General features: G+C 37.0%; 32 protein-coding genes and 2 pseudogenes. 32 read left to right on the forward strand and 2 right to left on the reverse strand.

What is annotated here, in order from left to right; translation table 11 throughout:
- Positions 1-3 precede the first annotated feature (3 nt).
- From rplP to rpsI (GMD78_RS19385), 28 genes are all read left to right on the forward strand, one after another.
- Positions 4-438, forward strand: coding sequence for a 50S ribosomal protein L16 (gene rplP, locus GMD78_RS19250; RefSeq protein ID WP_155671307.1), 435 nt, complete (start codon positions 4-6; stop codon positions 436-438).
- The gene (rpmC, locus tag GMD78_RS19255) at positions 428-628 is read left to right on the forward strand and encodes a 50S ribosomal protein L29 (protein WP_155671369.1); all 201 of its coding nucleotides are present in this window, start codon (positions 428-430) and stop codon (positions 626-628) included. The genes rplP and rpmC overlap by 11 nt, the downstream gene beginning before the upstream one ends.
- A gap of 23 nt (positions 629-651) precedes the next feature.
- Positions 652-915 (forward strand): 30S ribosomal protein S17, encoded by a 264-nt coding sequence (gene rpsQ, locus GMD78_RS19260; RefSeq protein WP_090872370.1) that lies wholly within the window; start codon positions 652-654, stop codon positions 913-915.
- 42 nt (positions 916-957) lie between these two features.
- The gene (gene rplN / locus GMD78_RS19265; RefSeq protein WP_155671309.1) at positions 958-1,326 is read left to right on the forward strand and encodes a 50S ribosomal protein L14; all 369 of its coding nucleotides are present in this window, start codon (positions 958-960) and stop codon (positions 1,324-1,326) included.
- A 195-nt stretch (positions 1,327-1,521) separates the two neighbouring features.
- Complete coding sequence (gene rplX, locus GMD78_RS19270) at positions 1,522-1,833, forward strand: 50S ribosomal protein L24 (protein ID WP_155671311.1); 312 nt, start codon at positions 1,522-1,524, stop codon at positions 1,831-1,833.
- Between the two features lie 26 nt (positions 1,834-1,859).
- Complete coding sequence (gene rplE / locus GMD78_RS19275; RefSeq protein WP_155671313.1) at positions 1,860-2,399, forward strand: 50S ribosomal protein L5; 540 nt, start codon at positions 1,860-1,862, stop codon at positions 2,397-2,399.
- A gap of 29 nt (positions 2,400-2,428) precedes the next feature.
- Complete coding sequence (rpsN, locus tag GMD78_RS19280) at positions 2,429-2,614, forward strand: 30S ribosomal protein S14 (protein WP_017473651.1); 186 nt, start codon at positions 2,429-2,431, stop codon at positions 2,612-2,614.
- A gap of 29 nt (positions 2,615-2,643) precedes the next feature.
- Positions 2,644-3,042: a 30S ribosomal protein S8 gene (gene rpsH / locus GMD78_RS19285; RefSeq protein WP_155671315.1), complete on the forward strand. Its 399-nt coding sequence runs from the start codon at positions 2,644-2,646 to the stop codon at positions 3,040-3,042.
- 29 nt (positions 3,043-3,071) lie between these two features.
- A complete protein-coding gene (gene rplF / locus GMD78_RS19290) occupies positions 3,072-3,608 on the forward strand; it encodes a 50S ribosomal protein L6 (protein ID WP_155671317.1) in 537 nt (178 codons plus the stop codon).
- A gap of 30 nt (positions 3,609-3,638) precedes the next feature.
- Complete coding sequence (gene rplR / locus GMD78_RS19295) at positions 3,639-4,001, forward strand: 50S ribosomal protein L18 (RefSeq protein ID WP_155671319.1); 363 nt, start codon at positions 3,639-3,641, stop codon at positions 3,999-4,001.
- A gap of 23 nt (positions 4,002-4,024) precedes the next feature.
- Positions 4,025-4,528, forward strand: a complete 504-nt coding sequence (rpsE, locus tag GMD78_RS19300; protein WP_155671321.1) for a 30S ribosomal protein S5 — start codon at positions 4,025-4,027, stop codon at positions 4,526-4,528.
- A 13-nt stretch (positions 4,529-4,541) separates the two neighbouring features.
- The gene (gene rpmD / locus GMD78_RS19305) at positions 4,542-4,724 is read left to right on the forward strand and encodes a 50S ribosomal protein L30 (RefSeq protein WP_155671323.1); all 183 of its coding nucleotides are present in this window, start codon (positions 4,542-4,544) and stop codon (positions 4,722-4,724) included.
- A gap of 31 nt (positions 4,725-4,755) precedes the next feature.
- On the forward strand, positions 4,756-5,196 hold the full coding sequence (rplO, locus tag GMD78_RS19310) for a 50S ribosomal protein L15 (protein ID WP_155671325.1): 441 nt from the start codon (positions 4,756-4,758) through the stop codon (positions 5,194-5,196).
- Positions 5,196-6,485 (forward strand): preprotein translocase subunit SecY, encoded by a 1,290-nt coding sequence (gene secY, locus GMD78_RS19315; protein ID WP_155671327.1) that lies wholly within the window; start codon positions 5,196-5,198, stop codon positions 6,483-6,485. The genes rplO and secY overlap by 1 nt, the downstream gene beginning before the upstream one ends.
- A 34-nt stretch (positions 6,486-6,519) precedes the next feature.
- On the forward strand, positions 6,520-7,164 hold the full coding sequence (locus GMD78_RS19320; protein ID WP_155671329.1) for an adenylate kinase: 645 nt from the start codon (positions 6,520-6,522) through the stop codon (positions 7,162-7,164).
- A 172-nt stretch (positions 7,165-7,336) separates the two neighbouring features.
- Entirely contained in the window at positions 7,337-7,672 is a 336-nt protein-coding gene (locus tag GMD78_RS19325) for a KOW domain-containing RNA-binding protein (RefSeq protein ID WP_155671331.1), read from the forward strand.
- Positions 7,650-7,868 carry a translation initiation factor IF-1 gene (gene infA, locus GMD78_RS19330; protein ID WP_010095735.1) on the forward strand — a complete coding sequence of 73 codons (219 nt, stop codon included), beginning with the start codon at positions 7,650-7,652 and terminating at the stop codon, positions 7,866-7,868. Before GMD78_RS19325 ends, infA begins: the two co-directional genes overlap by 23 nt.
- A gap of 31 nt (positions 7,869-7,899) precedes the next feature.
- Positions 7,900-8,013, forward strand: a complete 114-nt coding sequence (gene rpmJ / locus GMD78_RS19335; protein ID WP_010095733.1) for a 50S ribosomal protein L36 — start codon at positions 7,900-7,902, stop codon at positions 8,011-8,013.
- Positions 8,014-8,038: 25 nt separating this feature from the next.
- Positions 8,039-8,404, forward strand: a complete 366-nt coding sequence (gene rpsM / locus GMD78_RS19340) for a 30S ribosomal protein S13 (protein WP_155671333.1) — start codon at positions 8,039-8,041, stop codon at positions 8,402-8,404.
- A 22-nt stretch (positions 8,405-8,426) separates the two neighbouring features.
- Positions 8,427-8,816, forward strand: a complete 390-nt coding sequence (gene rpsK, locus GMD78_RS19345; RefSeq protein WP_155671335.1) for a 30S ribosomal protein S11 — start codon at positions 8,427-8,429, stop codon at positions 8,814-8,816.
- Positions 8,817-9,077: 261 nt separating this feature from the next.
- Complete coding sequence (locus GMD78_RS19350) at positions 9,078-10,022, forward strand: DNA-directed RNA polymerase subunit alpha (protein WP_155671337.1); 945 nt, start codon at positions 9,078-9,080, stop codon at positions 10,020-10,022.
- Positions 10,023-10,067: 45 nt separating this feature from the next.
- Positions 10,068-10,421 (forward strand): 50S ribosomal protein L17, encoded by a 354-nt coding sequence (gene rplQ / locus GMD78_RS19355; protein ID WP_155671339.1) that lies wholly within the window; start codon positions 10,068-10,070, stop codon positions 10,419-10,421.
- A 236-nt stretch (positions 10,422-10,657) separates the two neighbouring features.
- On the forward strand, positions 10,658-11,497 hold the full coding sequence (locus GMD78_RS19360; protein WP_155671341.1) for an energy-coupling factor ABC transporter ATP-binding protein: 840 nt from the start codon (positions 10,658-10,660) through the stop codon (positions 11,495-11,497).
- Positions 11,473-12,345 carry an energy-coupling factor ABC transporter ATP-binding protein gene (locus tag GMD78_RS19365; protein ID WP_155671343.1) on the forward strand — a complete coding sequence of 291 codons (873 nt, stop codon included), beginning with the start codon at positions 11,473-11,475 and terminating at the stop codon, positions 12,343-12,345. Before GMD78_RS19360 ends, GMD78_RS19365 begins: the two co-directional genes overlap by 25 nt.
- On the forward strand, positions 12,338-13,138 hold the full coding sequence (locus GMD78_RS19370) for an energy-coupling factor transporter transmembrane component T family protein (protein ID WP_155671345.1): 801 nt from the start codon (positions 12,338-12,340) through the stop codon (positions 13,136-13,138). Before GMD78_RS19365 ends, GMD78_RS19370 begins: the two co-directional genes overlap by 8 nt.
- 23 nt (positions 13,139-13,161) lie before the next feature.
- A complete protein-coding gene (gene truA / locus GMD78_RS19375) occupies positions 13,162-13,905 on the forward strand; it encodes a tRNA pseudouridine(38-40) synthase TruA (RefSeq protein WP_155671347.1) in 744 nt (247 codons plus the stop codon).
- Between the two features lie 289 nt (positions 13,906-14,194).
- The gene (gene rplM / locus GMD78_RS19380) at positions 14,195-14,632 is read left to right on the forward strand and encodes a 50S ribosomal protein L13 (protein ID WP_155671349.1); all 438 of its coding nucleotides are present in this window, start codon (positions 14,195-14,197) and stop codon (positions 14,630-14,632) included.
- A 19-nt stretch (positions 14,633-14,651) separates the two neighbouring features.
- On the forward strand, positions 14,652-15,044 hold the full coding sequence (rpsI, locus tag GMD78_RS19385; RefSeq protein ID WP_155671351.1) for a 30S ribosomal protein S9: 393 nt from the start codon (positions 14,652-14,654) through the stop codon (positions 15,042-15,044).
- A 158-nt stretch (positions 15,045-15,202) separates the two neighbouring features.
- Here rpsI (GMD78_RS19385) and GMD78_RS21995 read toward each other — a convergent pair.
- A pseudogene (locus tag GMD78_RS21995) lies at positions 15,203-16,792 on the reverse strand (IS1634 family transposase); the annotation flags it as partial.
- A gap of 271 nt (positions 16,793-17,063) precedes the next feature.
- On the opposite strand from GMD78_RS21995, the gene GMD78_RS19395 reads away from it, so the two are divergent.
- Positions 17,064-17,399: a PadR family transcriptional regulator gene (locus GMD78_RS19395; protein ID WP_155671353.1), complete on the forward strand. Its 336-nt coding sequence runs from the start codon at positions 17,064-17,066 to the stop codon at positions 17,397-17,399.
- Positions 17,399-18,013 carry a permease prefix domain 1-containing protein gene (locus GMD78_RS19400; RefSeq protein ID WP_155671355.1) on the forward strand — a complete coding sequence of 205 codons (615 nt, stop codon included), beginning with the start codon at positions 17,399-17,401 and terminating at the stop codon, positions 18,011-18,013. The genes GMD78_RS19395 and GMD78_RS19400 overlap by 1 nt, the downstream gene beginning before the upstream one ends.
- A 136-nt stretch (positions 18,014-18,149) precedes the next feature.
- Here the strand turns inward: GMD78_RS19400 and GMD78_RS19405 are convergent, their stop codons facing one another.
- The gene (locus GMD78_RS19405; protein ID WP_155671357.1) at positions 18,150-18,842 is read right to left on the reverse strand and encodes a hypothetical protein; all 693 of its coding nucleotides are present in this window, start codon (positions 18,840-18,842) and stop codon (positions 18,150-18,152) included.
- 1,505 nt (positions 18,843-20,347) lie between these two features.
- Here GMD78_RS19405 and rplM (GMD78_RS19410) point away from each other — a divergent pair.
- Positions 20,348-20,578 (forward strand): annotated as a pseudogene (gene rplM / locus GMD78_RS19410) (50S ribosomal protein L13); the annotation flags it as partial.
- Between the two features lie 19 nt (positions 20,579-20,597).
- The coding region (gene rpsI / locus GMD78_RS19415) for a 30S ribosomal protein S9 (RefSeq protein WP_155671359.1) at positions 20,598-20,881 on the forward strand (284 nt) is incomplete at its 3' end.

Raw genomic sequence — 20,881 nt, forward strand, 5'->3', positions numbered from 1 at the left:
TCTATGTTAATGCCTAAACGTGTTAAATATCGTAGACAACATCGTGGTAAAATGAGAGGCCAAGCTAAAGGTGGTACAACTGTCGCTTTTGGTGAATATGGAATTCAAGCAACAGAAGCTTCATGGATTACAAGCCGTCAAATAGAAGCTGCTCGTATTGCAATGACTCGTTATATGAAACGTGGTGGTAAAGTTTGGATTAAGATTTTCCCAGACAAACCATATACTGCAAAACCTCTAGAAGTCCGCATGGGTTCTGGTAAAGGTGCTCCTGAAGGATGGGTAGCAGTAGTTAAACCTGGTAAAGTAATGTTTGAAATCGCTGGTGTATCAGAAGAAGTTGCGCGCGAAGCGTTGCGTCTTGCTTCTCATAAACTACCGATTAAAACTAAATTCGTAAAACGTGAAGAAATTGGTGGTGAAAGCAATGAAGGCTAATGAAATAAAAGATCTAACCACTGCCGAAATTGAACAAAAAGTTAAATCGTTAAAAGAAGAATTATTTAATTTGCGCTTTCAACTTGCAACTGGTCAATTGGAAAACACTGCACGTATCCGTGAAGTGAGAAAAACAATTGCACGTATGAAAACAGTTGTACGTCAACGTGAACTTAGCGTAAATAACTGATAATGAGAGGAGGTTAGCCTCAAATGACAGAACGTAATGATCGTAAAGTATACACAGGCCGTGTTGTTTCAGATAAAATGGATAAAACTATCACTGTTTTAGTTGAAACATATAAATTCCACAAACTATACGGTAAACGTGTTAAGTATTCTAAAAAATTCAAAGCTCATGATGAAAACAACCAAGCAAAAACTGGTGATGTTGTTCGCATCATGGAAACTCGTCCGCTATCAGCAACTAAGCGTTTCCGTCTAGTTGAAGTCGTTGAAGAAGCGGTAATTATATAATAAAGTTCGCTCGGAAGGTATCCGAAGGGAGGTCACAGCGATATGATTCAACAAGAAACTCGTTTAAAAGTTGCAGACAACTCTGGTGCACGTGAATTATTGACGATTAAAGTACTAGGTGGTTCTGGACGCAAAACAGCTAACATTGGTGATGTAATTGTTTGTTCGGTGAAACAAGCAACACCAGGAGGCGTTGTTAAAAAAGGTGAAGTAGTAAAAGCTGTTGTAGTTCGTACTAAATCAGGTGTACGCCGTACAGATGGATCGTATATTCGTTTTGATGAAAATGCTGCCGTAATCATCCGTGATGACAAAAGTCCAAGAGGTACTCGTATCTTCGGACCAGTTGCACGTGAATTACGTGATGCAAAATTCATGAAAATCGTATCTCTAGCTCCAGAAGTTTTATAAGTGAGAGTAAAAAGGAAGATGAAAAGGACCGAGAAGTTCGAGGCAGCGTAGCTTTGAGTAGCGGAACGTATACAGTTAATACGTGAGCAACGGAAAAGCAAGCTAACGAAGAAATTCGATGTGTCATTTTCACCGGACTTTTATACAACCACTATAAGCACTAATTGAAAAGCCTTGTAAGGAGGTGCGTCAAGCATGCATGTAAAAAAAGGTGATAAAGTAAAAGTAATTTCCGGTAAAGACCGTGGGAAACAAGGTACAGTTTTAGAAGCTTACCCAAAAAAGGAACGTGTCCTAGTAGAAGGAATTAACATGGTTAAAAAACACGCGAAACCTTCGCAGGATAATCCACAAGGCGGTATTCTTAATCAAGAAGCGCCAATCCATGTTTCTAATGTAATGCCAGTAGATCCTAAATCCGGTGAACCAACTCGTGTTGGCTATGAAGTACGTGATGGAAAGAAAGTCCGCATCGCTAAAAAATCCGGTGAAGCATTAGATAAATAATTTAGCGACGAAAGGAGGGCGACATGATGAATCAATTAAAACAAAAATACCAAGATGAAATAGTACCATCTTTAATGAATAAATTTGAATATAAATCAGTTATGGAAGTGCCTGGTGTTGAAAAGATCGTTATTAACATGGGTGTTGGTGACGCAGTTCAAAACTCAAAAGCACTAGATAACGCAGTCGAAGAACTATCTTTGATTTCTGGTCAAAAGCCAATGGTTACGCGCGCTAAGAAGTCGATCGCTGGATTCCGTCTTCGTGAGGGAATGCCGATTGGTGCAAAAGTTACCCTTCGTGGTGAGCGTATGTACGAATTCCTACAAAAGCTAATCGCGGTATCACTTCCACGTGTACGTGACTTCCGTGGTATTTCTAAAAAAGCTTTTGATGGTCGTGGTAACTACACATTAGGTGTAAAAGAACAACTGATTTTCCCAGAAATTAATTATGATAAAGTAAGTAAAATTCGCGGTATGGATATTGTAGTTGTAACTACTGCTAATACTGACGAAGAAGCACGTGAACTTTTAGCTCAGCTAGGCATGCCTTTCCAAAAATAAGCTAAGAGCTAGTACAAGGAGGGAAAATTGTGGCTAAAAAATCAATGGTTGCGAAACAAAAACGCACTCCGAAGTATAAAGTACAAGAATATACTCGTTGTGAGCGTTGTGGTCGTCCACATTCTGTAATTCGTAAATTTAAACTTTGCCGTATTTGTTTCCGTGAACTTGCCTATAAAGGTCAAATTCCTGGTGTCAAAAAAGCAAGCTGGTAAACCCCGATTTGGGAAGGAGGTAATTAGTAATGGTTATGACAGATCCAATCGCAGATATGCTAACTCGTATTCGTAATGCAAACATGGTTAAACATGAAAAATTAGAGCTTCCAGCTTCTAAAATGAAAAAAGAGGTTGCAGATATCCTTAAACGAGAAGGCTTTGTACGTGATTATGAAGTAATTGAAGATAACAAACAAGGCGTTCTGCGTATTTTCCTTAAGTACGGTGCAAACGAAGAACGAGTAATTACAGGAATCAAACGTATCAGTAAACCAGGACTACGCGTATACGCTAAAGCTGATGAAGTACCACGTGTACTTAATGGTTTAGGTATCGCGATCGTATCAACTTCTAAAGGTGTACTTTCTGATAAAGAAGCACGCTCTCAAGCAGTTGGTGGCGAAGTTCTAGCTTACGTTTGGTAATTAACATTTATTAAGAGGAGGTGCATCGAATGTCTCGTATAGGACTTAAACCAATTGAAATTCCAAGTGGTGTAGAAGTAAAACTTGACGGAACTACTGTTACTGTAAAAGGCCCTAAAGGTGAATTAACTAGAAACTTTAGTAGCGAAATGAAAATCGTAATTGAAGATAATACAGTTACAGTTGAACGTCCTAGTGATCACAAAGAACATCGTTCATTACATGGAACTACTCGCAGCCTGATCGCCAACATGGTTGAAGGAGTTTCCAAGGGATTTGAAAAACAACTTGAAATCATCGGTGTTGGATATCGTGCACAAAAGCAAGGTAATAAAGTAGTTATCAACGCTGGTTATTCACACCCAGTTGAAATCGATCCAATCGAAGGTATCGAAATTGAAGTACCTAAAAACACAAACGTTGTTGTTAAAGGTATTGATAAAGAAAAAGTTGGTGCTGTTGCTGCAAACATCAGAGCGATCAGACCACCAGAGCCGTATAAAGGTAAAGGTATTCGTTACGCTAATGAATATGTACGACGTAAAGAAGGTAAAACTGCTAAGTAAGGCTAGTTAGGCGAGAAAGGAGTGACCTAAATGATCACAAAACCTGACAAAAATGTTGCACGTAAAAGAAGACATGCACGTGTTCGCAAAAATCTTGTTGGAACTACGGAGCGTCCTCGTTTAAACGTGTATCGTTCAAATAAACACATTTACGCACAATTAATTGATGATACTAATGGTTCAACATTAGTAAGTGCATCTACAGTAGATAAAGAACTAAGTGTTGAGTCTACTGGTAGTGTAGAAGCTGCTACAAAAGTCGGTGAATTAGTTGCAAAACGTGCCCAAGATAAAGGTTACAAATCAGTTGTATTCGATCGCGGAGGCTACCTTTATCATGGACGTGTAAAAGCTTTAGCAGATGCTGCCCGCGAGGCAGGTCTTGAATTTTAATCGATAAAGGAGGGAAACCTTACATGAAAAAAATGATTGATCCGAACAAATTAGATCTTGAAGAACGTGTTGTAGCGGTCAACCGTGTAGCTAAAGTAGTTAAAGGTGGACGTCGTTTCCGTTTTGCTGCATTAGTGGTTGTCGGCGATAAAAACGGTCACGTAGGTTTTGGTACTGGTAAGGCACAAGAAGTACCAGATGCTATCAAAAAAGCAGTTGACGACGCGAAGAAGAACTTAATCGAAGTACCTATCGTAGGAACAACAATTCCACACGAAATTCATGGCCAATTCGGTTCTGGTAACGTACTAATGAAACCAGCTTCTGAAGGTACTGGGGTTATCTCAGGTGGACCAGTTCGTGCGGTACTAGAGTTAGCTGGTGTAGGTGACATCTTAACGAAATCACTTGGTGCAAACACGCCAATTAACATGATTCGTGCAACAATCAATGGTTTAACAAACTTAAAACGTGCAGAGGACGTAGCAAAACTACGTGGAAAGTCTGTAGAAGAACTGTTAGGATAAGGAGGGAAACATTATGTCTAAAAAATTAGAAATCACCCTCACTCGTAGTGTAATTGGATCAAAGGAAAAACAAGTTAAGACGGTTCAGGCACTAGGATTAAAAAAGATTCGTCAAACCGTAGTTCTTGAGGATACTGAAGCTGTTCGTGGAATGGTTAACAAAGTATCTCATCTAGTATCGGTTAAAGAAGTTTAATAAATACAAAGCGTAAAGAGGAGGTGCTCGCATGAAACTTCATGAATTGAAGGCATCAGAAGGAACTCGCAAAAATCGTAATCGTGTAGGTCGTGGTACGTCATCTGGTAATGGTAAAACATCTGGTAGAGGACATAAAGGACAAAATGCACGTTCAGGCGGAGGCACACGTCCAGGTTTCGAAGGTGGCCAAATGCCATTATTCCAACGTCTACCGAAACGTGGTTTCACAAACATTCACCGTAAAGAATTTGCTATTGTTAACTTAGATGCACTAAATCGTTTTGAAGACGGCACAGAAATTACACCTGAGCTCTTACTTGAAGAAGGTGTCGTATCGAACCTAAAAGCTGGTCTTAAAGTACTTGGTAATGGTTCTATCGAAAAGAAACTTACAGTAAAAGCTCATAAGTTCTCTGCTTCAGCTAAAGAAGCTATCGAAGCAGCGGGCGGTAAAGTAGAGGTGATCTAATGTTCCGTACAATCTCCAATTTTATGCGCGTAGGTGACATTAGACGGAAGATCATATTCACATTGCTTATGTTAATTGTATTCCGTCTAGGCACATTTATTCCTGTGCCGTTCACAGATAAAACAGCTATTGATTTTATGAACCAACAAAATGTTTTTGGCTTTTTAAATACATTTGGTGGTGGGGCATTACAAAACTTCTCCATTTTTGCAATGGGGATAATGCCTTACATTACAGCATCGATTATTATGCAATTACTACAAATGGATGTTGTACCAAAGTTTGCAGAATGGAAAAAACAAGGTGAAATGGGCCGTAAGAAACTTGCTCAGGTTACCCGCTATGGAACAGTTGTTCTTGCATTTGTTCAAGCAATTGCTATGTCAATCGGATTTAATGCGATGGCTGGTGGCTTGTTAATTGCAAATCCTGATCCACTTAAATTCCTAATCATTGCACTCGTATTAACTAGTGGCACAACATTTTTAATGTGGTTAGGTGAACAAATCACTGCACATGGAGTTGGAAATGGTATTTCCATCTTGATCTTCGCAGGTATCGTTGCTGCCGTTCCAAATGGCGTACAGCAATTATTAGCACAATACTTCACAAACCCAGGTGATGAATTGTTCATTAATATTGTAATTGTTGTATTAATTGCTTTGGTTGTTATCGCAGTAACAGTAGGTGTTATCTTCATCCAACAAGCATTGCGTAAAATTCCAATTCAATATGCGAAGAAACTAGTCAACCGTTCTCCAGTTGGTGGACATTCGACACATTTACCGTTAAAAGTAAATGCTGCGGGAGTTATCCCAGTTATCTTTGCTATTGCATTTATTATTGCACCGCAAACAGTGGCAGGTTTCTTTGAAGGTAATGTAGCATCAACTATTCAATGGATTTTTGACTATACTGAGCCTGTTGGTATGTTGATTTATGTGGCGCTAATCATTGCGTTTACGTATTTCTATACATTTGTTCAAGTTAATCCAGAGCAAATGGCTGAAAACTTACAAAAACAAGGTGGATATATCCCAGGAATTCGTCCTGGTAAAAATACAGAAACGTATCTAACACGCGTTATGTATCGCTTAACATTTGTAGGCTCTATCTTTTTAGCAGCCGTTTCTGTACTACCTATTTTATTAGGTGGTCTTGCAAATCTACCTCAAGCAATACAAATCGGTGGCACTAGCTTACTAATCGTTGTTGGTGTAGCATTACAAACAATGAAACAGTTAGAAAGTCAGTTAGTGAAGCGACACTACAAAGGATTTATTAAGTAAAGATCTGCTGCCAATGAGAGCGAGGGGAATAGTGTTGAATTTAATCTTAATGGGTCTTCCTGGTGCTGGAAAAGGCACACAGGCAGAAAAAATAAACGAGAAATATAACATCCCTCATATTTCAACAGGAGATATGTTCCGTTTAGCAATAAAGGAAGGAACAGAACTTGGAAAAAAGGCAAAAGGCTTTATGGACCAAGGGGATTTAGTTCCGGATGATGTAACAATCGGCATTGTGAAAGAACGCCTAAGTAAAGATGACTGTAAAGACGGATTCTTATTAGACGGATTTCCAAGAACGATTGCACAAGCCGAAAGCTTACAAAATCTTTTATCTGATATGAATCAATCGATTGACCATGTAATACATGTGAATGTACCAGAAGAAATCTTAGTGGAGCGTTTAACAGGGCGTCGAATTTGTCCAACATGTGGTAGAGCATATCATGTGATCTATAATCCTCCAAAAGAAGAGGGTATATGTGATCATGATGGCGCGACGTTAATTCAACGGGATGATGATAAAGCTGATACGGTTAAGAATCGCTTGGCTGTTAATATTGAGCAAACGAAACCGTTACTAGACTTTTACAAAAAACTAGGATATCTTGAAACGATAAACGGTGATCAAGATATTGATCAAGTTTTCGAAGATATTCAAAAACACATTGAAAACTAAGCAATTAACTGTATGGCCAACACGAATAGGTGCAATTCTGTTTGTATAAAGATATAATAAATTGTGGGTAAGCTATAGCTTACTACATGATTAAAAACGTGACGCATGGTGGTTATGAATATATATAAGCCTTATAAATAAGGTAAATATACCTAAGTGAAGGTGATCGTTGTTGAGCGAAGATGATTCGATTCCACGAATAGGTCAAGTTGTTCGTATTATGCAAGGGCGTGAGGCGGGACAATATATGGTCGTCATCCAAGTGATAGACGATCGGTATGTCTTGCTAGCAGATGGGGAAAAACGTAAATATGATCGGCCAAAGAAAAAGAATATACATCATATTGAAGTTATGGATTATACCTCTCCGGAAGTCCAAAACAGCCTTCTAGAAACTGGTCGTGTCACAAATGGGAAATTACGATTTGCCTTAACAAAATTTGTAGGTGAGATTGTGACTGATTTGAAGAAGGGAGATCAACACGATGGCGAAAGACGATGTAATTGAAGTGGAAGGAACCGTAACGGAAACATTGCCAAATGCAATGTTTAATGTAGAGCTTGAAAACGGCCATACGGTCTTAGCACATGTATCTGGAAAGATTAGAATGCATTTCATCCGTATCTTACCAGGTGATAAAGTAACGGTAGAACTCTCTCCGTATGACTTAACACGAGGACGAATTACGTACCGTTATAAATAAGCGAGCTCCGATATAAAAGGAGGTAAAGATGATGAAAGTAAGAGCATCTGTAAAACCAATTTGTGAAAAATGCAAAGTTATTAAACGCAAAGGCAAAGTAATGGTGATTTGCGAAAACCCTAAACACAAGCAAAAACAAGGCTAAATAATAAGGAGGTGCATCTAAGCTTATGGCACGTATTGCAGGTATTGATATTCCACGTGATAAACGTGTAGTAATTTCATTAACTTATATTTATGGAATCGGAAAAAACACTGCACAAAATATCCTTAAAGAAGCAGGCGTTTCAGAAGATACTCGTGTGCGCGATCTTACAGAGGATGAATTAGGTAAGATTCGTCAAGCTACTGAGGCATATACAATTGAAGGAGACCTTCGTCGTGAAGTTTCTCTTAACATTAAGCGTTTGATTGAAATTGGATCATACAGAGGACTTCGTCACCGTCGTGGCCTACCAGTTCGCGGACAAAAAACGAAGAACAACTCTCGTACACGTAAAGGTCCACGTCGTACAATCGCAAACAAGAAAAAATAACATAAAGGAGGTAAGCTAATTCATGGCACGTAAACAAAATACACGTAAACGTCGTGTGAAAAAGAATGTTGAAACAGGTATTGCACATATCCGTTCTACGTTCAATAACACTATTGTAACGATTACTGATGTGCAAGGGAACGTAATTGGCTGGAGCTCTGCTGGTGCATTAGGCTTTAAAGGTTCTCGTAAATCTACACCTTTTGCTGCACAAATGGCAGCAGAAACTGCTGCAAAAACTGCAGTTGATAATGGCATGAAAACATTAGAAGTTACTGTTAAAGGTCCTGGAGCTGGTCGTGAAGCTGCTATTCGTTCACTACAAGCTGCTGGATTAGAAGTTACAGCTATTAAAGATGTAACACCAGTACCTCATAATGGTTGCCGCCCACCAAAACGTCGTCGTGTTTAATTTTTAACGTATATAATTTGTCACCCTGTCAATAATGGGTTATGATGGCTAAAAGTATATAAAAAAGAAGTTTTTAACAAATTTCAGGAGGTTAAATTAATCGTACTCTGTACGATTAAATCCTCAGTATACAGCATCGCATAGACAAAAGAGTACGATAACTTTAGGTAGCGCAGAAACGCCAACTGCCTATTTGAGGAATTTCGGTTAGACGAGATTGTCTAACCGGGGTTTCGACGTTTTTAAGGAGGGTTTTATGGAATGATCGAAATAGAAAAGCCAAAAATTGAAACGGTAGAGATTAGCGAAGATGCTACGTTTGGAAAATTTGTGGTAGAACCGCTAGAGCGTGGTTATGGTACTACTCTAGGAAACTCCTTGCGTCGTATCCTACTATCCTCACTTCCAGGTGCTGCTGTTACGTCAGTCCAAATTGATGGAGCATTACATGAGTTTTCAACGATTGATGGTGTTGTTGAGGATGTTACAACCATCGTTTTAAACTTGAAAAAGTTAGCTCTTAAAATTTATTCTGATGAAGCAAAAACATTAGAAATTGATGTGCAGGGAGAAGGAAAAGTTACGGCTGCAGATCTTACTTATGATAGTGATGTAGAAGTATTAAATCCGGATCTACCTATTGCTACATTAAATAGCAAAGGTCACTTGCATATGAAAATCACCGCAGAACGTGGTCGGGGCTATCGTCCAGCTGAAGAAAATAAACAAGAGGATCAACCGATTGGCGTCATTCCAGTTGATTCGATCTTTACACCTGTATCACGTGTTACGTACCAAGTAGAGAATACTCGTGTAGGACAAAGCGCAAACTTTGATAAATTAACATTGGATGTTTGGACAGATGGAAGTATTCGTCCTGAAGAGGCAGTTTCTTTAGGTGCTAAAGTCTATATGGAACATCTGAATATTTTTGTAGGTTTAACAGACGAAGCGCAAAATGTTGAAATTATGGTTGAGAAAGAAGAAGACCAAAAAGAAAAAGTAATGGAAATGACAATTGAAGAATTAGATCTTTCTGTAAGATCTTACAATTGTTTGAAACGTGCTGGCATAAATACAGTTCAAGAGCTTTCAAATAAATCTGAAGAAGATATGATGAAAGTACGTAATTTAGGCCGTAAATCACTAGAAGAAGTTAAAGTAAAACTAGAGGATCTTGGCTTAGGCTTACGTAAAGATGACTGATAGGTACAGACACCTTTAGATTCACGAGAAAGGGAGGGATAGTCCATGGCTAGAAAATTAGGTCGTACAACAGATCAACGTATGGCATTACTTCGCAACCTTGCATCTGACTTAATTATTCACGAACGGATTGAAACAACAGAAGCAAAAGCGAAAGAATTGAAGTCAGTAGTTGAAAAAATGATTACGCTAGGTAAACGTGGTGATCTACACGCACGTCGTCAAGCTGCAGCGTTCTTATATAATAAAGAAGCTAATGAAGAAGATACTGTTCTTCAAAAGCTTTTCAATGATGTTGCTAAACGCTATGAAGACAGACAAGGTGGTTATACACGCGTTCTTAAACTTGGCGAGCGTCAAGGTGACGGAGCGAAAATGGCAATCATTGAATTAGTTTAATGAGACCATATGCGTTAAGGGCAGGACTGAATCTCTTCCACGAGGTGAATCCCAGCCCTTTTTTTGTTATATGCGTTTTTGGGATAGTTAGTTGTTATTGATATAATGGGATTATGATTAGGAATTGGTTAGATAACGGAATGAGTTAACATTGCACAAAAATAGTTGTACAATTAAAAACGTGAAATAATAATTATAAAACTCAGGGTTAGTAGAGCATTAGAGGAGGAATACCATTGCGAGAAAAGTTAATAGAGTTTAGAAATGTATCATTTCGATACGGAGAAGAAGAGCCTTGGGTTTTGAAGGATGTATCATTCGACATATATAAAAATGAGTGGGTTGCCATAATAGGCCATAATGGTTCCGGCAAATCTACCATTGCTAAGTTAATGAATGGACTACTATTTCCCCAAGAGGGCGAAATATATATTAATGGCCAGGTTGTTAATCAAGACACAATTTGGGATATTCGTAAAGAAGTAGGGATGGTATTCCAAAATCCAGATAATCAGTTTGTTGGAACAACTGTTCAGGACGATGTAGCATTTGGAATGGAAAACCGAGGTATCCCTAGAGATGAAATGATTCGACGTATTGATGAGTCATTAACTGCTGTTGGAATGCAAGATTATCGATTAACGGAGCCACATCGTTTATCAGGTGGACAAAAACAACGCGTTGCCATTGCAAGTGTACTAGCTATTTCACCCCAAGTACTTATCTTGGATGAAGCAACTGCGATGCTCGATCCAAAAGGAAGACTAGAAATTATGAGCACAGTTTCTAACGTACAGGACCGAAATGAACTTTCGTTAATCACGATTACACATGATCTTCGCGAAGTTGTACAAGCTGAACGAGTAATCGTAATGAACGAGGGAGTTATTTGGGATGAAGCAAAACCAAGGGAGATTTTTGCTAAAAAGGATAGACTACGTGAAATAGGATTAGATGTTCCTTTTATTGCTACCTTAGCAGATGAATTAAATAAATCCGGATTACGTATTAGCAATGAGCCACTAAATCATGAAGAACTGTTGGAGGACTTATGGACATTACATTCAAAAATGTAGATTATATTTATCAAGAAAACTCCCCCTTTGCTCATAAAGCAATAGAAAATTTATCATTTCATATTCCGTCTGGATCCTTTGTAGCGGTTATTGGTCATACAGGTTCAGGGAAATCCACATTAATTCAACATTTAAATGGTTTAATTAGACCGAGTAATGGTGAAGTCCATATTGGAGATTTCCGTTTAACGAATGATGACAAACCGAAGAATATGAAAGAGCTAAGAAGCCGTGTAGGCGTTGTATTCCAATATCCAGAGCATCAGTTGTTTGAAGAAACCGTAGCAAAAGATATAGCTTTTGGACCTGAAAATTTCGGTGTTTATAAGCGTGACATCGAAAAACGAATAAAGGAAATTATACCTGCTGTGGGACTTTCAGAAGAGTTACTAGAGCGGTCCCCTTTTGAATTAAGTGGGGGACAGATGAGAAGGGTTGCAATAGCTGGGGTGTTAGCTATAAAACCAGAAATACTTGTGCTAGATGAGCCAACAGCTGGTCTAGATCCACGAGGTCAAAAAGAAATTATGGAAATGTTTTATGATTTGCATCAAAAAGAAAATTTAACGACCGTATTAGTAACACACAGCATGGAAGATGCTGTTAAATACGCAGATCACGTCATTATATTGAACAAAGGGACTAAGTATATGGAAGGGAAGCCAGAAGAGGTTTTGACGCAACAGGAGGCTTTAAATAAGGTTCAGTTAGATGTACCTGAAATGATTGAATTTCTGTATGCTTTTGAAAAGCGGTTTGGTCTACCCATTCCATTTAAGCGACAATCCGTTAAACAGCTTGCAGATGAGATTCAGCATGCCATGAAGGAGGCTGGATCCCATGAATAATTCACTAATTATTGGTCAATATGTGCCGGGAAATACTATCGTACATCGATTAGATCCGCGTACAAAAATAACGATTATATTCTTTTTTGTTATCTTTGTTTTTTTTGCTAATTCTGTATTAAGTTATGGAATTTTAACATTGTTCGCTATTGCTACAACACTGATTACTAGAATACCGCTACGCTATATATTAAAAGGATTAACACCTGTCTGGTTCTTAATTATTTTTACATTTATCTTGCATATATTTGTAACCAAAGAAGGATCGGTAGTATTTGAATTATTTACCTTCAAAATATATTCTGGAGGAATAATACAAGGGATTGCAATATCGCTACGATTCTTTTTATTAATATTAGTTACATCTCTATTAACATTAACGACAACACCAATAGAAATAACGGATGCAATAGAGGATATGCTTCACCTGCTAAAGAAAATCAAGTTTCCTGTTCACGAATTAGCACTTATGATGTCTATTTCATTACGCTTTATTCCAACCTTAATGCAGGAAACAGAAAAAATATCTAAAGCGCAAGCTTCTCGTGGAGTCGATTTTAGAACGGGTCCTGTTAAAGAGCGAATAAAAGCGGTTGTTCCATTACTTGTTCCGCTTTTTGTTAGTGCCTTTAAACGGGCTGAAGAGTTAGCGATGGCAATGGAAGCAAGGGGCTACCAAGGTGGAGAAGGAAGAACAAAGCTGCGCCAATTAAAAATAGAATCCATCGATTTCATTGTTTTTATAATATTTGGCTGTGTAGTAATAGGTTTGTTTGTAACGAGAATATATTAGATCGATAGAAAGGCTGGATGTAGATGAGGAAAATAAAATGTATTATTAGTTATGATGGTACTAATTTTTCGGGGTACCAAATCCAGCCTAAAAAACGCACGATTCAAGGGAAAATAGAAAATGCCTTACAAAAGATCCATAAAGGTACACCTATTCGCGTACATGCATCAGGTAGAACAGATACAGGAGTACATGCTATCGGCCAGACTATTCATTTTGAAACGGAATTTGATTTATCGGCATATAACTGGAGAAAAGCATTGAATACACTGTTGCCCGATGATATTTATGTAAAAGAGGTTGAAGAGGTTTCAAATACATTTCATGCAAGATATGATGTAGTAGAAAAGGAATATCACTACTATATTTGGAATGAAAAAGAGTTTGATGTATTTAAGCGGAATTATGCCTACCAATTCCCCTATCCATTAGATGTACAGGCAATGCAAAAAGCCTGTAGTTATTTTGAGGGTACACATGACTTTACGACTTTTTCTTCTGCTAAAGCAACTGTTATGGGAAGTAAAGTTCGAAACTTATTTGAAGCATCCTGTAAGCAGAATGGAAAAGAAATAGAGTTTATTTTTCGAGGGAGTGGATTTTTGTATAATATGGTACGAATTATGGTAGGAACTCTGCTCGATGTAGGGCAGGGAAAACTAGATCCAGAAACTATTCCAGAGCTACTAGAGAAGAAAGATCGAAGAATGGTAGGAGAAACAGTTCCGTCTCAAGGGCTATATTTATGGCAAGTGAAGTATGAATGATAGTAACCTAGTTAATCATAGAAAATAAACAATCATTTCCCGGGAAATGTCGACAGTATTCTTATCTTATTTGTCGAAAAAATAATAGTATGCCAATGAAAACACAAACATGATGTTTTTCGATAAAATAAACGAGATTCCCTTGACATTTACCCCTGTTTTGGTATATTATGATCTATGGCATTTTATTTCTAAAACCGCGATTAGCCCCGGAACTAATTGTGTTGAAGATATAGGAATATAACGAATTGAAAATGAATTAATTGAAAATAATGGAGGGAAACCAATCATGCGCACAACTTTCATGGCAAATGAAAATAATATTGAACGCAAATGGCTTGTTGTGGATGCTGAAGGACAACGCTTAGGTCGTTTATCTAGTGAAGTTGCTTCAATCCTTCGTGGAAAGCACAAAGCTACTTACACTCCACACGCTGATACAGGTGATTATGTAATCATCATTAACGCTGATAAAATTGAATTAACAGGTAACAAATTAAATGACAAAATGTACTACCGTCATTCAGGACATCCAGGTGGATTAAAAGAACGTAATGCTGACGAAATGCGTACGAAATACCCAGAGCAAATGTTAGAGCTTGCTATCAAAGGAATGCTTCCAAAAGGTTCTTTAGGTCGTAAAATGGGTAAAAAATTACACGTATTCAGAGGTTCTGAACACACTCATCAAGCACAAAAACCAGAAGTTTACGAGCTTCGTGGATAATTAAAAGGAGGTTAATCAATTGGCACAAGTACAATACTACGGCACAGGTCGCCGCAAAAGTTCAACTGCTCGCGTACGTTTAGTACCAGGAACTGGTAATGTAACAATTAATGGTCGTGACGCTAAAGACTATTTCCCATATGAAACACAACTTCTAATTCTTAACCAGCCACTTAAGGCTACAGAAACGGAAGGAACTTATGACGTTTTAGTAAACGTTGATGGTGGAGGATTTACTGGTCAAGCTGGTGCAATCCGCCACGGAATCGCTCGTGCTTTATTAGAAGCTGATCCAGAATATCGCGCTTCTCTAAAACGCGAAGGATTCTTAACTCGTGACGCTCGTATGAAAGAACGTAAAAAATACGGTCTTAAAGGCGCTCGTCGTGCACCTCAGTTCTCAAAACGTTAATATATCAATATTTATTAAAGGCTCTCAACCGATTTGGTTGGGGGTCTTTTTTTATGAAAAAGACTTGTGACCAGACTTGGCCACGTTTCCTTCTCAATATACATTAAAAAATCCTCCGCTATCCTCTCTTTTAACCTGGATTCCCGATATTTATAACGAGGGATTACTCCGAGCGCATCATAAAGTTCTATTTGTTTCTTAGTCATCTCCCCTAATACGCGACTGTGCTCTGGCGTTTCCAACAGCTCAATAATATCTAATTCATCGAGTAATCCTTTGATCGTCCATTTTTCAAATAAACCAGCATCCTGCTTCTTCTTTTTGATATAAGATAAGTAAATGAGTGCAATAAATTCGATAAAAAGCTTGCCGTTAAGTGATAATTCGGAAGAAACATGTAATCGTCTAAAGTTAAGACGTTCTTTGAGATTGCCAAATCCTTTTTCCGCGATATCTTTACTGCGATATAACGACAATGCTTCAAACGGATCTTTGACCTCATTGGACATCAATGCAAAATATCCATAATTTTTGGCGGCTTCCCGCATTGCTTCTTCTTTCGGTTTGACTTTCCTACTACGCTTTGGAGTTTCCGTCACTTCAAAGTATTTGTCATAATCCTTCTGCGATACTCTTTCGGTGTATTTTCCAGTATATCATGATGTAGGCTTGTCAAATAATCATTCATGTCCGCTTGGTCTTTGGCTGCTTTTTCTGGGTTGTAAAACAATAAAAGATACGCACGTCTCTTCTCTTTTAAAATATCTCCTTTGTAGGGTCGATTCTGTTCATAATCCCATACTATTTTCTTGCATATCCAATATGTACCGAATTGTGTTTCAAAAGTGGACCAGACTTGAAGGTTTTCTCGTTCTACCTCTAGCACTTCCTTTACATAGTTAAGCCCTAATTTTACCCCAATGATGAATTTCTGATGATGCTTATAAAGAGCATTAATGTTATCTCTACTATAAAAGCCTCGACCTAAAATGACATTAACCTTCTTATAGCCCATGACATCAAATTCTGCCATCGGTTGCTTGACTGTATTCACATCTGTCACGTTCTCTGGAAGTTTACGGTAATAAAAGGGTAGTCCTAATTGTTCACCAAAAAGCAGGGCGAGATTTAGTTGTGGCAACCGATCGTCTTCTTTATTCGACCTTTTTTCACTTGTTTCAATGTCTCGGAATAACTAGAAATAGAAGTAATATCAAATGCCCAATACTCTAATTCGATACGACGTTTTCCTTGTTTTTGAAAGAATGCCATTCTCCCTTCTTCATCCATCGACTGAAACAGTTCACTGCTTCGTTGCGATGGAATATCTTGACCAAACGGATGGATATGTAACTTCTGCCAATGAGAAAAGCGACTAAGTGCATTATTTTCCTCCAGAATCAAATAATAAGCAAGAGATAACATTTGTTTATAGGTGTCTGGAAAACAGGCTTTAAGATCCGCAATAATACCTGTTATATCTCCAATCTGATCAAATAAATAAGTCGCTCCATAAAAACTTCTCTGCATCTTGGTTATGGGAATAGGACCTGGTTTCAATGGTGCAGATGGAACATCTGTGTCTTTTGATAAGCTCTTGTGGGTATAATATCATCAGTTTCAGGATCGACTTTCCCGATAAGTGTTCGTTTCGCCCTTGATTGTTTTTTCTCTTTATCCCAATAAGGTTCATTATGATAAGCATAGGTAATCCCTGACTTTTTGTTCTTTTGATAGATAATTCCCACCACTACCACAATCCTCGTTACACGTTATAATCTGCAACGAGGTTAAAGTCAATATAAAAACCGCTTTATCATGTGTTTTTAGAGGTTTTTTAGAAGTTTCTCGTTATACATTCCGGGAATGCAGGTTTTAAATAATCTGACACGTGCGTAAGGTTGTTCATTGTCATATGAATTTTAAAGTAACATAAGTATACATCAAAAACACCTATATAGCATTGACATATAGGTGTTTTTGATGTACAATAAAAATATATGCAAAAGGGGGGAGGAAATGAGAATTGATAAATGGGAGTTACAGTTAAGAAAAGGAATAATTGAATTAGCGATAATGCTGTTCGTTAAACATAGAGCTCTTTATGGATATCAAATTACAAAAACTTTAAATGATATTCCTGAACTAAAAATATCAGAAGGCTCAATATATCCAATACTTAAAAGATTGGAAAGCAATAGATGGTTATATTCGTATTGGGATGAACCAGAATCTGGTCCACGTAGAAAGTACTATCAGTTAACAGATAAGGGATGGATAACTCTCGAAAAACGACTTGAAATTTTTAATTCATCTGCTAATATCATTAATTCATTAGAAAAGGGTGGAAATTAATGACCTACTCAAGCGTCAACGAATATATAAATAGTTTAAAGAAAAGTTTAGTTGACTTCCCAACTAATGAAAGAGCATCCATACTCGAAGAAATAGAAGTACATTTAAATGAAAAAATTAATGATCTAATAAAAAGTGGTTATAGTAATGAAGCTGCTATAAATAAAGTATTAACCGAATTTAAACCACCACAGGAATTATCAGAAGAATATCTAAAAGATAATTATAAAACTAATGATCATTTTCAAAATACAACTTCAATTGCTATAATTAATATAGGCTTATTCGGGTTATCATTTTTAGCTTTACCTATTTTAAAAGAAAGTCTGGATCTAGCTTTTATTATCTTTGGTGGTTTATTAACATTAATATTTGTAATTATTGTTACCATAAAAAAACATTGGAAACCTGATGAAATAAAAACAGTGAATGTTATTCCTAAAGTTATACTTTATTTACTTTCCCCAGCTTCAATGTTGTTTCTTTGGATTTCCATAAAGTCTAGTGAAGGGATTGTAATGTTTTCTTTGTACTATATGTTTGTCTATTGGATAATCCTTTTGCTTATTTGGTTGTTTGTGAAACTTATTTTAAAAAAAATAAGATTACAATGAAGTTATTTGAAGCTTAGAATAATAATTCTAATAAAAATAAACAATTTGATAAGGAACCAAAATTAAAAACCCTAGGTTTCGTGTAACTTACAACCTAGGGTAAATATAAAATTTATTGATAGATATATTTAATCATTTAACATAAAGCTGCTCCCCATACTAGACCACACATGGTTACACATAATGATACGGCACCTGGTCCAAGGCCTGCAAAGGCTAAGCAACCAAGTGTGCAAGTATAAAGTCCGCCAAAACCACATGCGAATTTAACCCAAAAATCACTAACTTGTATAGAATTACCAGGATTATGATTATATTCAAATAAAGGATTATCAATATTTCCTTCGCTGAAGTCATTTGTACTGTATTCATTATGAATCATTAACGTACCATACTCATCATAATCTTTATAAGTTGTTAATTCATCATTTATACTAAAGTGAGAAAGTTTTAATACGTCATTACTTTCTTTACTTAGAAATGCATAAACCACATCTATTTCATCATTTTGAGGATTCTTTACTACAGCATTAATCATTATTATATCTTCGTCAGCATAATCATGCTCACCTAGGTCGGCTACTAGAGCATATTTTTTATCTAAGTTTTTACTACTTACATTATTTTTAAATATATCACTTTTTTCAAGTGCTCGTAAATAATGATTTTTCTCTCCACCTTCAAGTGTTTCATATTGTAGGATATTTTCAGAGTCCTGATTAGTATCAATATTTTCTGCAGATGTATTCAAAGGTGCTATAAGTAACGTCAAGCACATAATTCCTAGCATTAATACTTTAAATCGCTTTTTTGAAAATGATAACTTCATTTGATAACCTCCAATTTTTAGTTATATTTAATAAATCTGTTTAACATTGTTAAAAAGTCACCTCCAATTATATATTTGCAGAATTACTAGGATGTCTTCTTGCTATATAGATTAATTTCCACAAAAGTAAAAATTATCCTTCTTTTTCATTGTGAAATAATTATAAAGAACTATTTATAAATAAAATAAGTATAACTTTATACCTAGGTTGTGAAAAATATGATAAAAAAATCTAGTTACTTAAATAGAATGCATATTGTGAATATATCGTTCGATAAGAACCAGAGTCATTTTGTTTACTTGGTATCCACCAATGACCTTGATTTTGCCATCGTTCGAAGGTGGTTTCCCGTCCCCTTCCACCGAACACTAAGAATTGATGCTGTAGTCAATGGGTTTCGTAGTGTCTAGCTTTACCACCGTTTACAGTGGTTCAATTTATCCGTGAGCTTTATTGTCCGTGAAAATAGTTCAATCTAAATAATGAATAAAGACATTAGAAAATACCGCCTGTGCCATATTTTTGAGCCAGCTATGACATGAACGGAGCTTTATCCTATAATAATAGGCATGCACAACGAATGTGCCAATCTGTTATATAGGAGGTTTTTTAGTGGTTAAATATAGTGAAATTCTTAGGGTTCATGCCCAAGGATTTAGTCAGCGGGGGATCGCATCAAGTTGTTCCAGTTCCAGGAATACCGTCAGTGAGGTCCTTGAGAGAGTGAATGCCCATAGCATTTCGTGGCCATTTGATAAGGACATGTCAGATGGTGATCTTCAAGAACTATTATTTCCGGAAAAGGGGGTACTTCTAATTTTAGAAGAAAGCCAGACTGTGAACACATCCACAAAGAATAGCTAAAAGTAGAGTACTCTGTCGCTTTTATGGGATGAATGCTGTTTAAGTTGTAGATCGAATAAAGAAATCCCTTATAGTTATCGTCAATTTTATCGTTTTTATAATGAGTATGCCACTCGGACGAAAGCTACCATGCGTTTTAAAAGAAACCTGGAGAAATATTAGAAGTGGACTAGGCTGGTCAAACTATGATTGTAAAAGACAACATTACCGGTGAAGATATTCCTGCATACGTATTTGTTTCAACTTTACCTTGTAGTCAATATGCCTGTAGAAGCCATTCTTTCCATGGAAAGCGAAAATTGGATTACAACTCATATTCACGCATTTCAATTTTAAGGTGGTGTAACAAGAATCGTAGTTCCAGATAATCAAAAACCGGAGTTGTAAAAGCATCACGAACAGAACCCAATATTAATTGAACTTATCAAGAAATGGCGGAATATTATAATACAACAATTATTCCGGTCATCCAAAGGATTATACCGAAGTTTTTATTATCCCGATATAAGGCTGCTATTGATGATAATAACAGCCATATATCCTAATAATCTTCGGGAAAATCATCGATATATGATTGTGCTATTTTAAAACACAAAGTTTTAGAATCATATCTTCACTATCTTCCCAAACAGAATTCTCATTAAATGACAAAATGTACTACCGTCATTCAGGACATCCAGGTGGATTAAAAGAACGTAATGCTGACGAAATGCGTACGAAATACCCAGAGCAAATGTTAGAGCTTGCTATCAAAGGAATGCTTCCAAAAGGTTCTTTAGGTCGTAAAATGGGTAAAAAATTACACGTATTCAGAGGTTCTGAACACACTCATCAAGCACAAAAACCAGAAGTTTACGAGCTTCGTGGATAATTAAAAGGAGGTTAATCAATTGGCACAAGTACAATACTACGGCACAGGTCGCCGCAAAAGTTCAACTGCTCGCGTACGTTTAGTACCAGGAACTGGTAATGTAACAATTAATGGTCGTGACGCTAAAGACTATTTCCCATATGAAACACAACTTCTAATTCTTAACCAGCCACTTAAGGCTACAGAAACGGAAGGAACTTATGACGTTTTAGTAAACGTTGATGGTGGAGGATTTACTGGTCAAGCTGGTGCAATCCGCCACGGAATCGCTCGTGCTTTATTAGAAGCTGATCCAGAATATCG

Source organism: Ornithinibacillus caprae, assembly GCF_009728145.1.
Lineage (GTDB): Bacteria > Bacillota > Bacilli > Bacillales > Amphibacillaceae > Ornithinibacillus > Ornithinibacillus caprae.

Bases quoted from the DNA above. Each gene is read 5' to 3' on its own strand.
- rplP (WP_155671307.1), top strand. From the start codon at position 4: ATGTTAATGCCTAAACGTGTTAAATATCGTAGACAACATCGTGGTAAA.
- rpmC (WP_155671369.1), top strand. From the start codon at position 428: ATGAAGGCTAATGAAATAAAAGATCTAACCACTGCCGAAATTGAACAA.
- rpsQ (WP_090872370.1), top strand. From the start codon at position 652: ATGACAGAACGTAATGATCGTAAAGTATACACAGGCCGTGTTGTTTCA.
- rplN (WP_155671309.1), top strand. From the start codon at position 958: ATGATTCAACAAGAAACTCGTTTAAAAGTTGCAGACAACTCTGGTGCA.
- rplX (WP_155671311.1), top strand. From the start codon at position 1,522: ATGCATGTAAAAAAAGGTGATAAAGTAAAAGTAATTTCCGGTAAAGAC.
- rplE (WP_155671313.1), top strand. From the start codon at position 1,860: ATGAATCAATTAAAACAAAAATACCAAGATGAAATAGTACCATCTTTA.
- rpsH (WP_155671315.1), top strand. From the start codon at position 2,644: ATGGTTATGACAGATCCAATCGCAGATATGCTAACTCGTATTCGTAAT.
- rplF (WP_155671317.1), top strand. From the start codon at position 3,072: ATGTCTCGTATAGGACTTAAACCAATTGAAATTCCAAGTGGTGTAGAA.
- rplR (WP_155671319.1), top strand. From the start codon at position 3,639: ATGATCACAAAACCTGACAAAAATGTTGCACGTAAAAGAAGACATGCA.
- rpsE (WP_155671321.1), top strand. From the start codon at position 4,025: ATGAAAAAAATGATTGATCCGAACAAATTAGATCTTGAAGAACGTGTT.
- rpmD (WP_155671323.1), top strand. From the start codon at position 4,542: ATGTCTAAAAAATTAGAAATCACCCTCACTCGTAGTGTAATTGGATCA.
- rplO (WP_155671325.1), top strand. From the start codon at position 4,756: ATGAAACTTCATGAATTGAAGGCATCAGAAGGAACTCGCAAAAATCGT.
- secY (WP_155671327.1), top strand. From the start codon at position 5,196: ATGTTCCGTACAATCTCCAATTTTATGCGCGTAGGTGACATTAGACGG.
- infA (WP_010095735.1), top strand. From the start codon at position 7,650: ATGGCGAAAGACGATGTAATTGAAGTGGAAGGAACCGTAACGGAAACA.
- rpmJ (WP_010095733.1), top strand. From the start codon at position 7,900: ATGAAAGTAAGAGCATCTGTAAAACCAATTTGTGAAAAATGCAAAGTT.
- rpsM (WP_155671333.1), top strand. From the start codon at position 8,039: ATGGCACGTATTGCAGGTATTGATATTCCACGTGATAAACGTGTAGTA.
- rpsK (WP_155671335.1), top strand. From the start codon at position 8,427: ATGGCACGTAAACAAAATACACGTAAACGTCGTGTGAAAAAGAATGTT.
- GMD78_RS19350 (WP_155671337.1), top strand. From the start codon at position 9,078: ATGATCGAAATAGAAAAGCCAAAAATTGAAACGGTAGAGATTAGCGAA.
- rplQ (WP_155671339.1), top strand. From the start codon at position 10,068: ATGGCTAGAAAATTAGGTCGTACAACAGATCAACGTATGGCATTACTT.
- GMD78_RS19365 (WP_155671343.1), top strand. From the start codon at position 11,473: ATGGACATTACATTCAAAAATGTAGATTATATTTATCAAGAAAACTCC.
- GMD78_RS19370 (WP_155671345.1), top strand. From the start codon at position 12,338: ATGAATAATTCACTAATTATTGGTCAATATGTGCCGGGAAATACTATC.
- truA (WP_155671347.1), top strand. From the start codon at position 13,162: ATGAGGAAAATAAAATGTATTATTAGTTATGATGGTACTAATTTTTCG.
- rplM (WP_155671349.1), top strand. From the start codon at position 14,195: ATGCGCACAACTTTCATGGCAAATGAAAATAATATTGAACGCAAATGG.
- GMD78_RS19395 (WP_155671353.1), top strand. From the start codon at position 17,064: ATGAGAATTGATAAATGGGAGTTACAGTTAAGAAAAGGAATAATTGAA.
- GMD78_RS19400 (WP_155671355.1), top strand. From the start codon at position 17,399: ATGACCTACTCAAGCGTCAACGAATATATAAATAGTTTAAAGAAAAGT.
- GMD78_RS19405 (WP_155671357.1), bottom strand. From the start codon at position 18,842: ATGAAGTTATCATTTTCAAAAAAGCGATTTAAAGTATTAATGCTAGGA.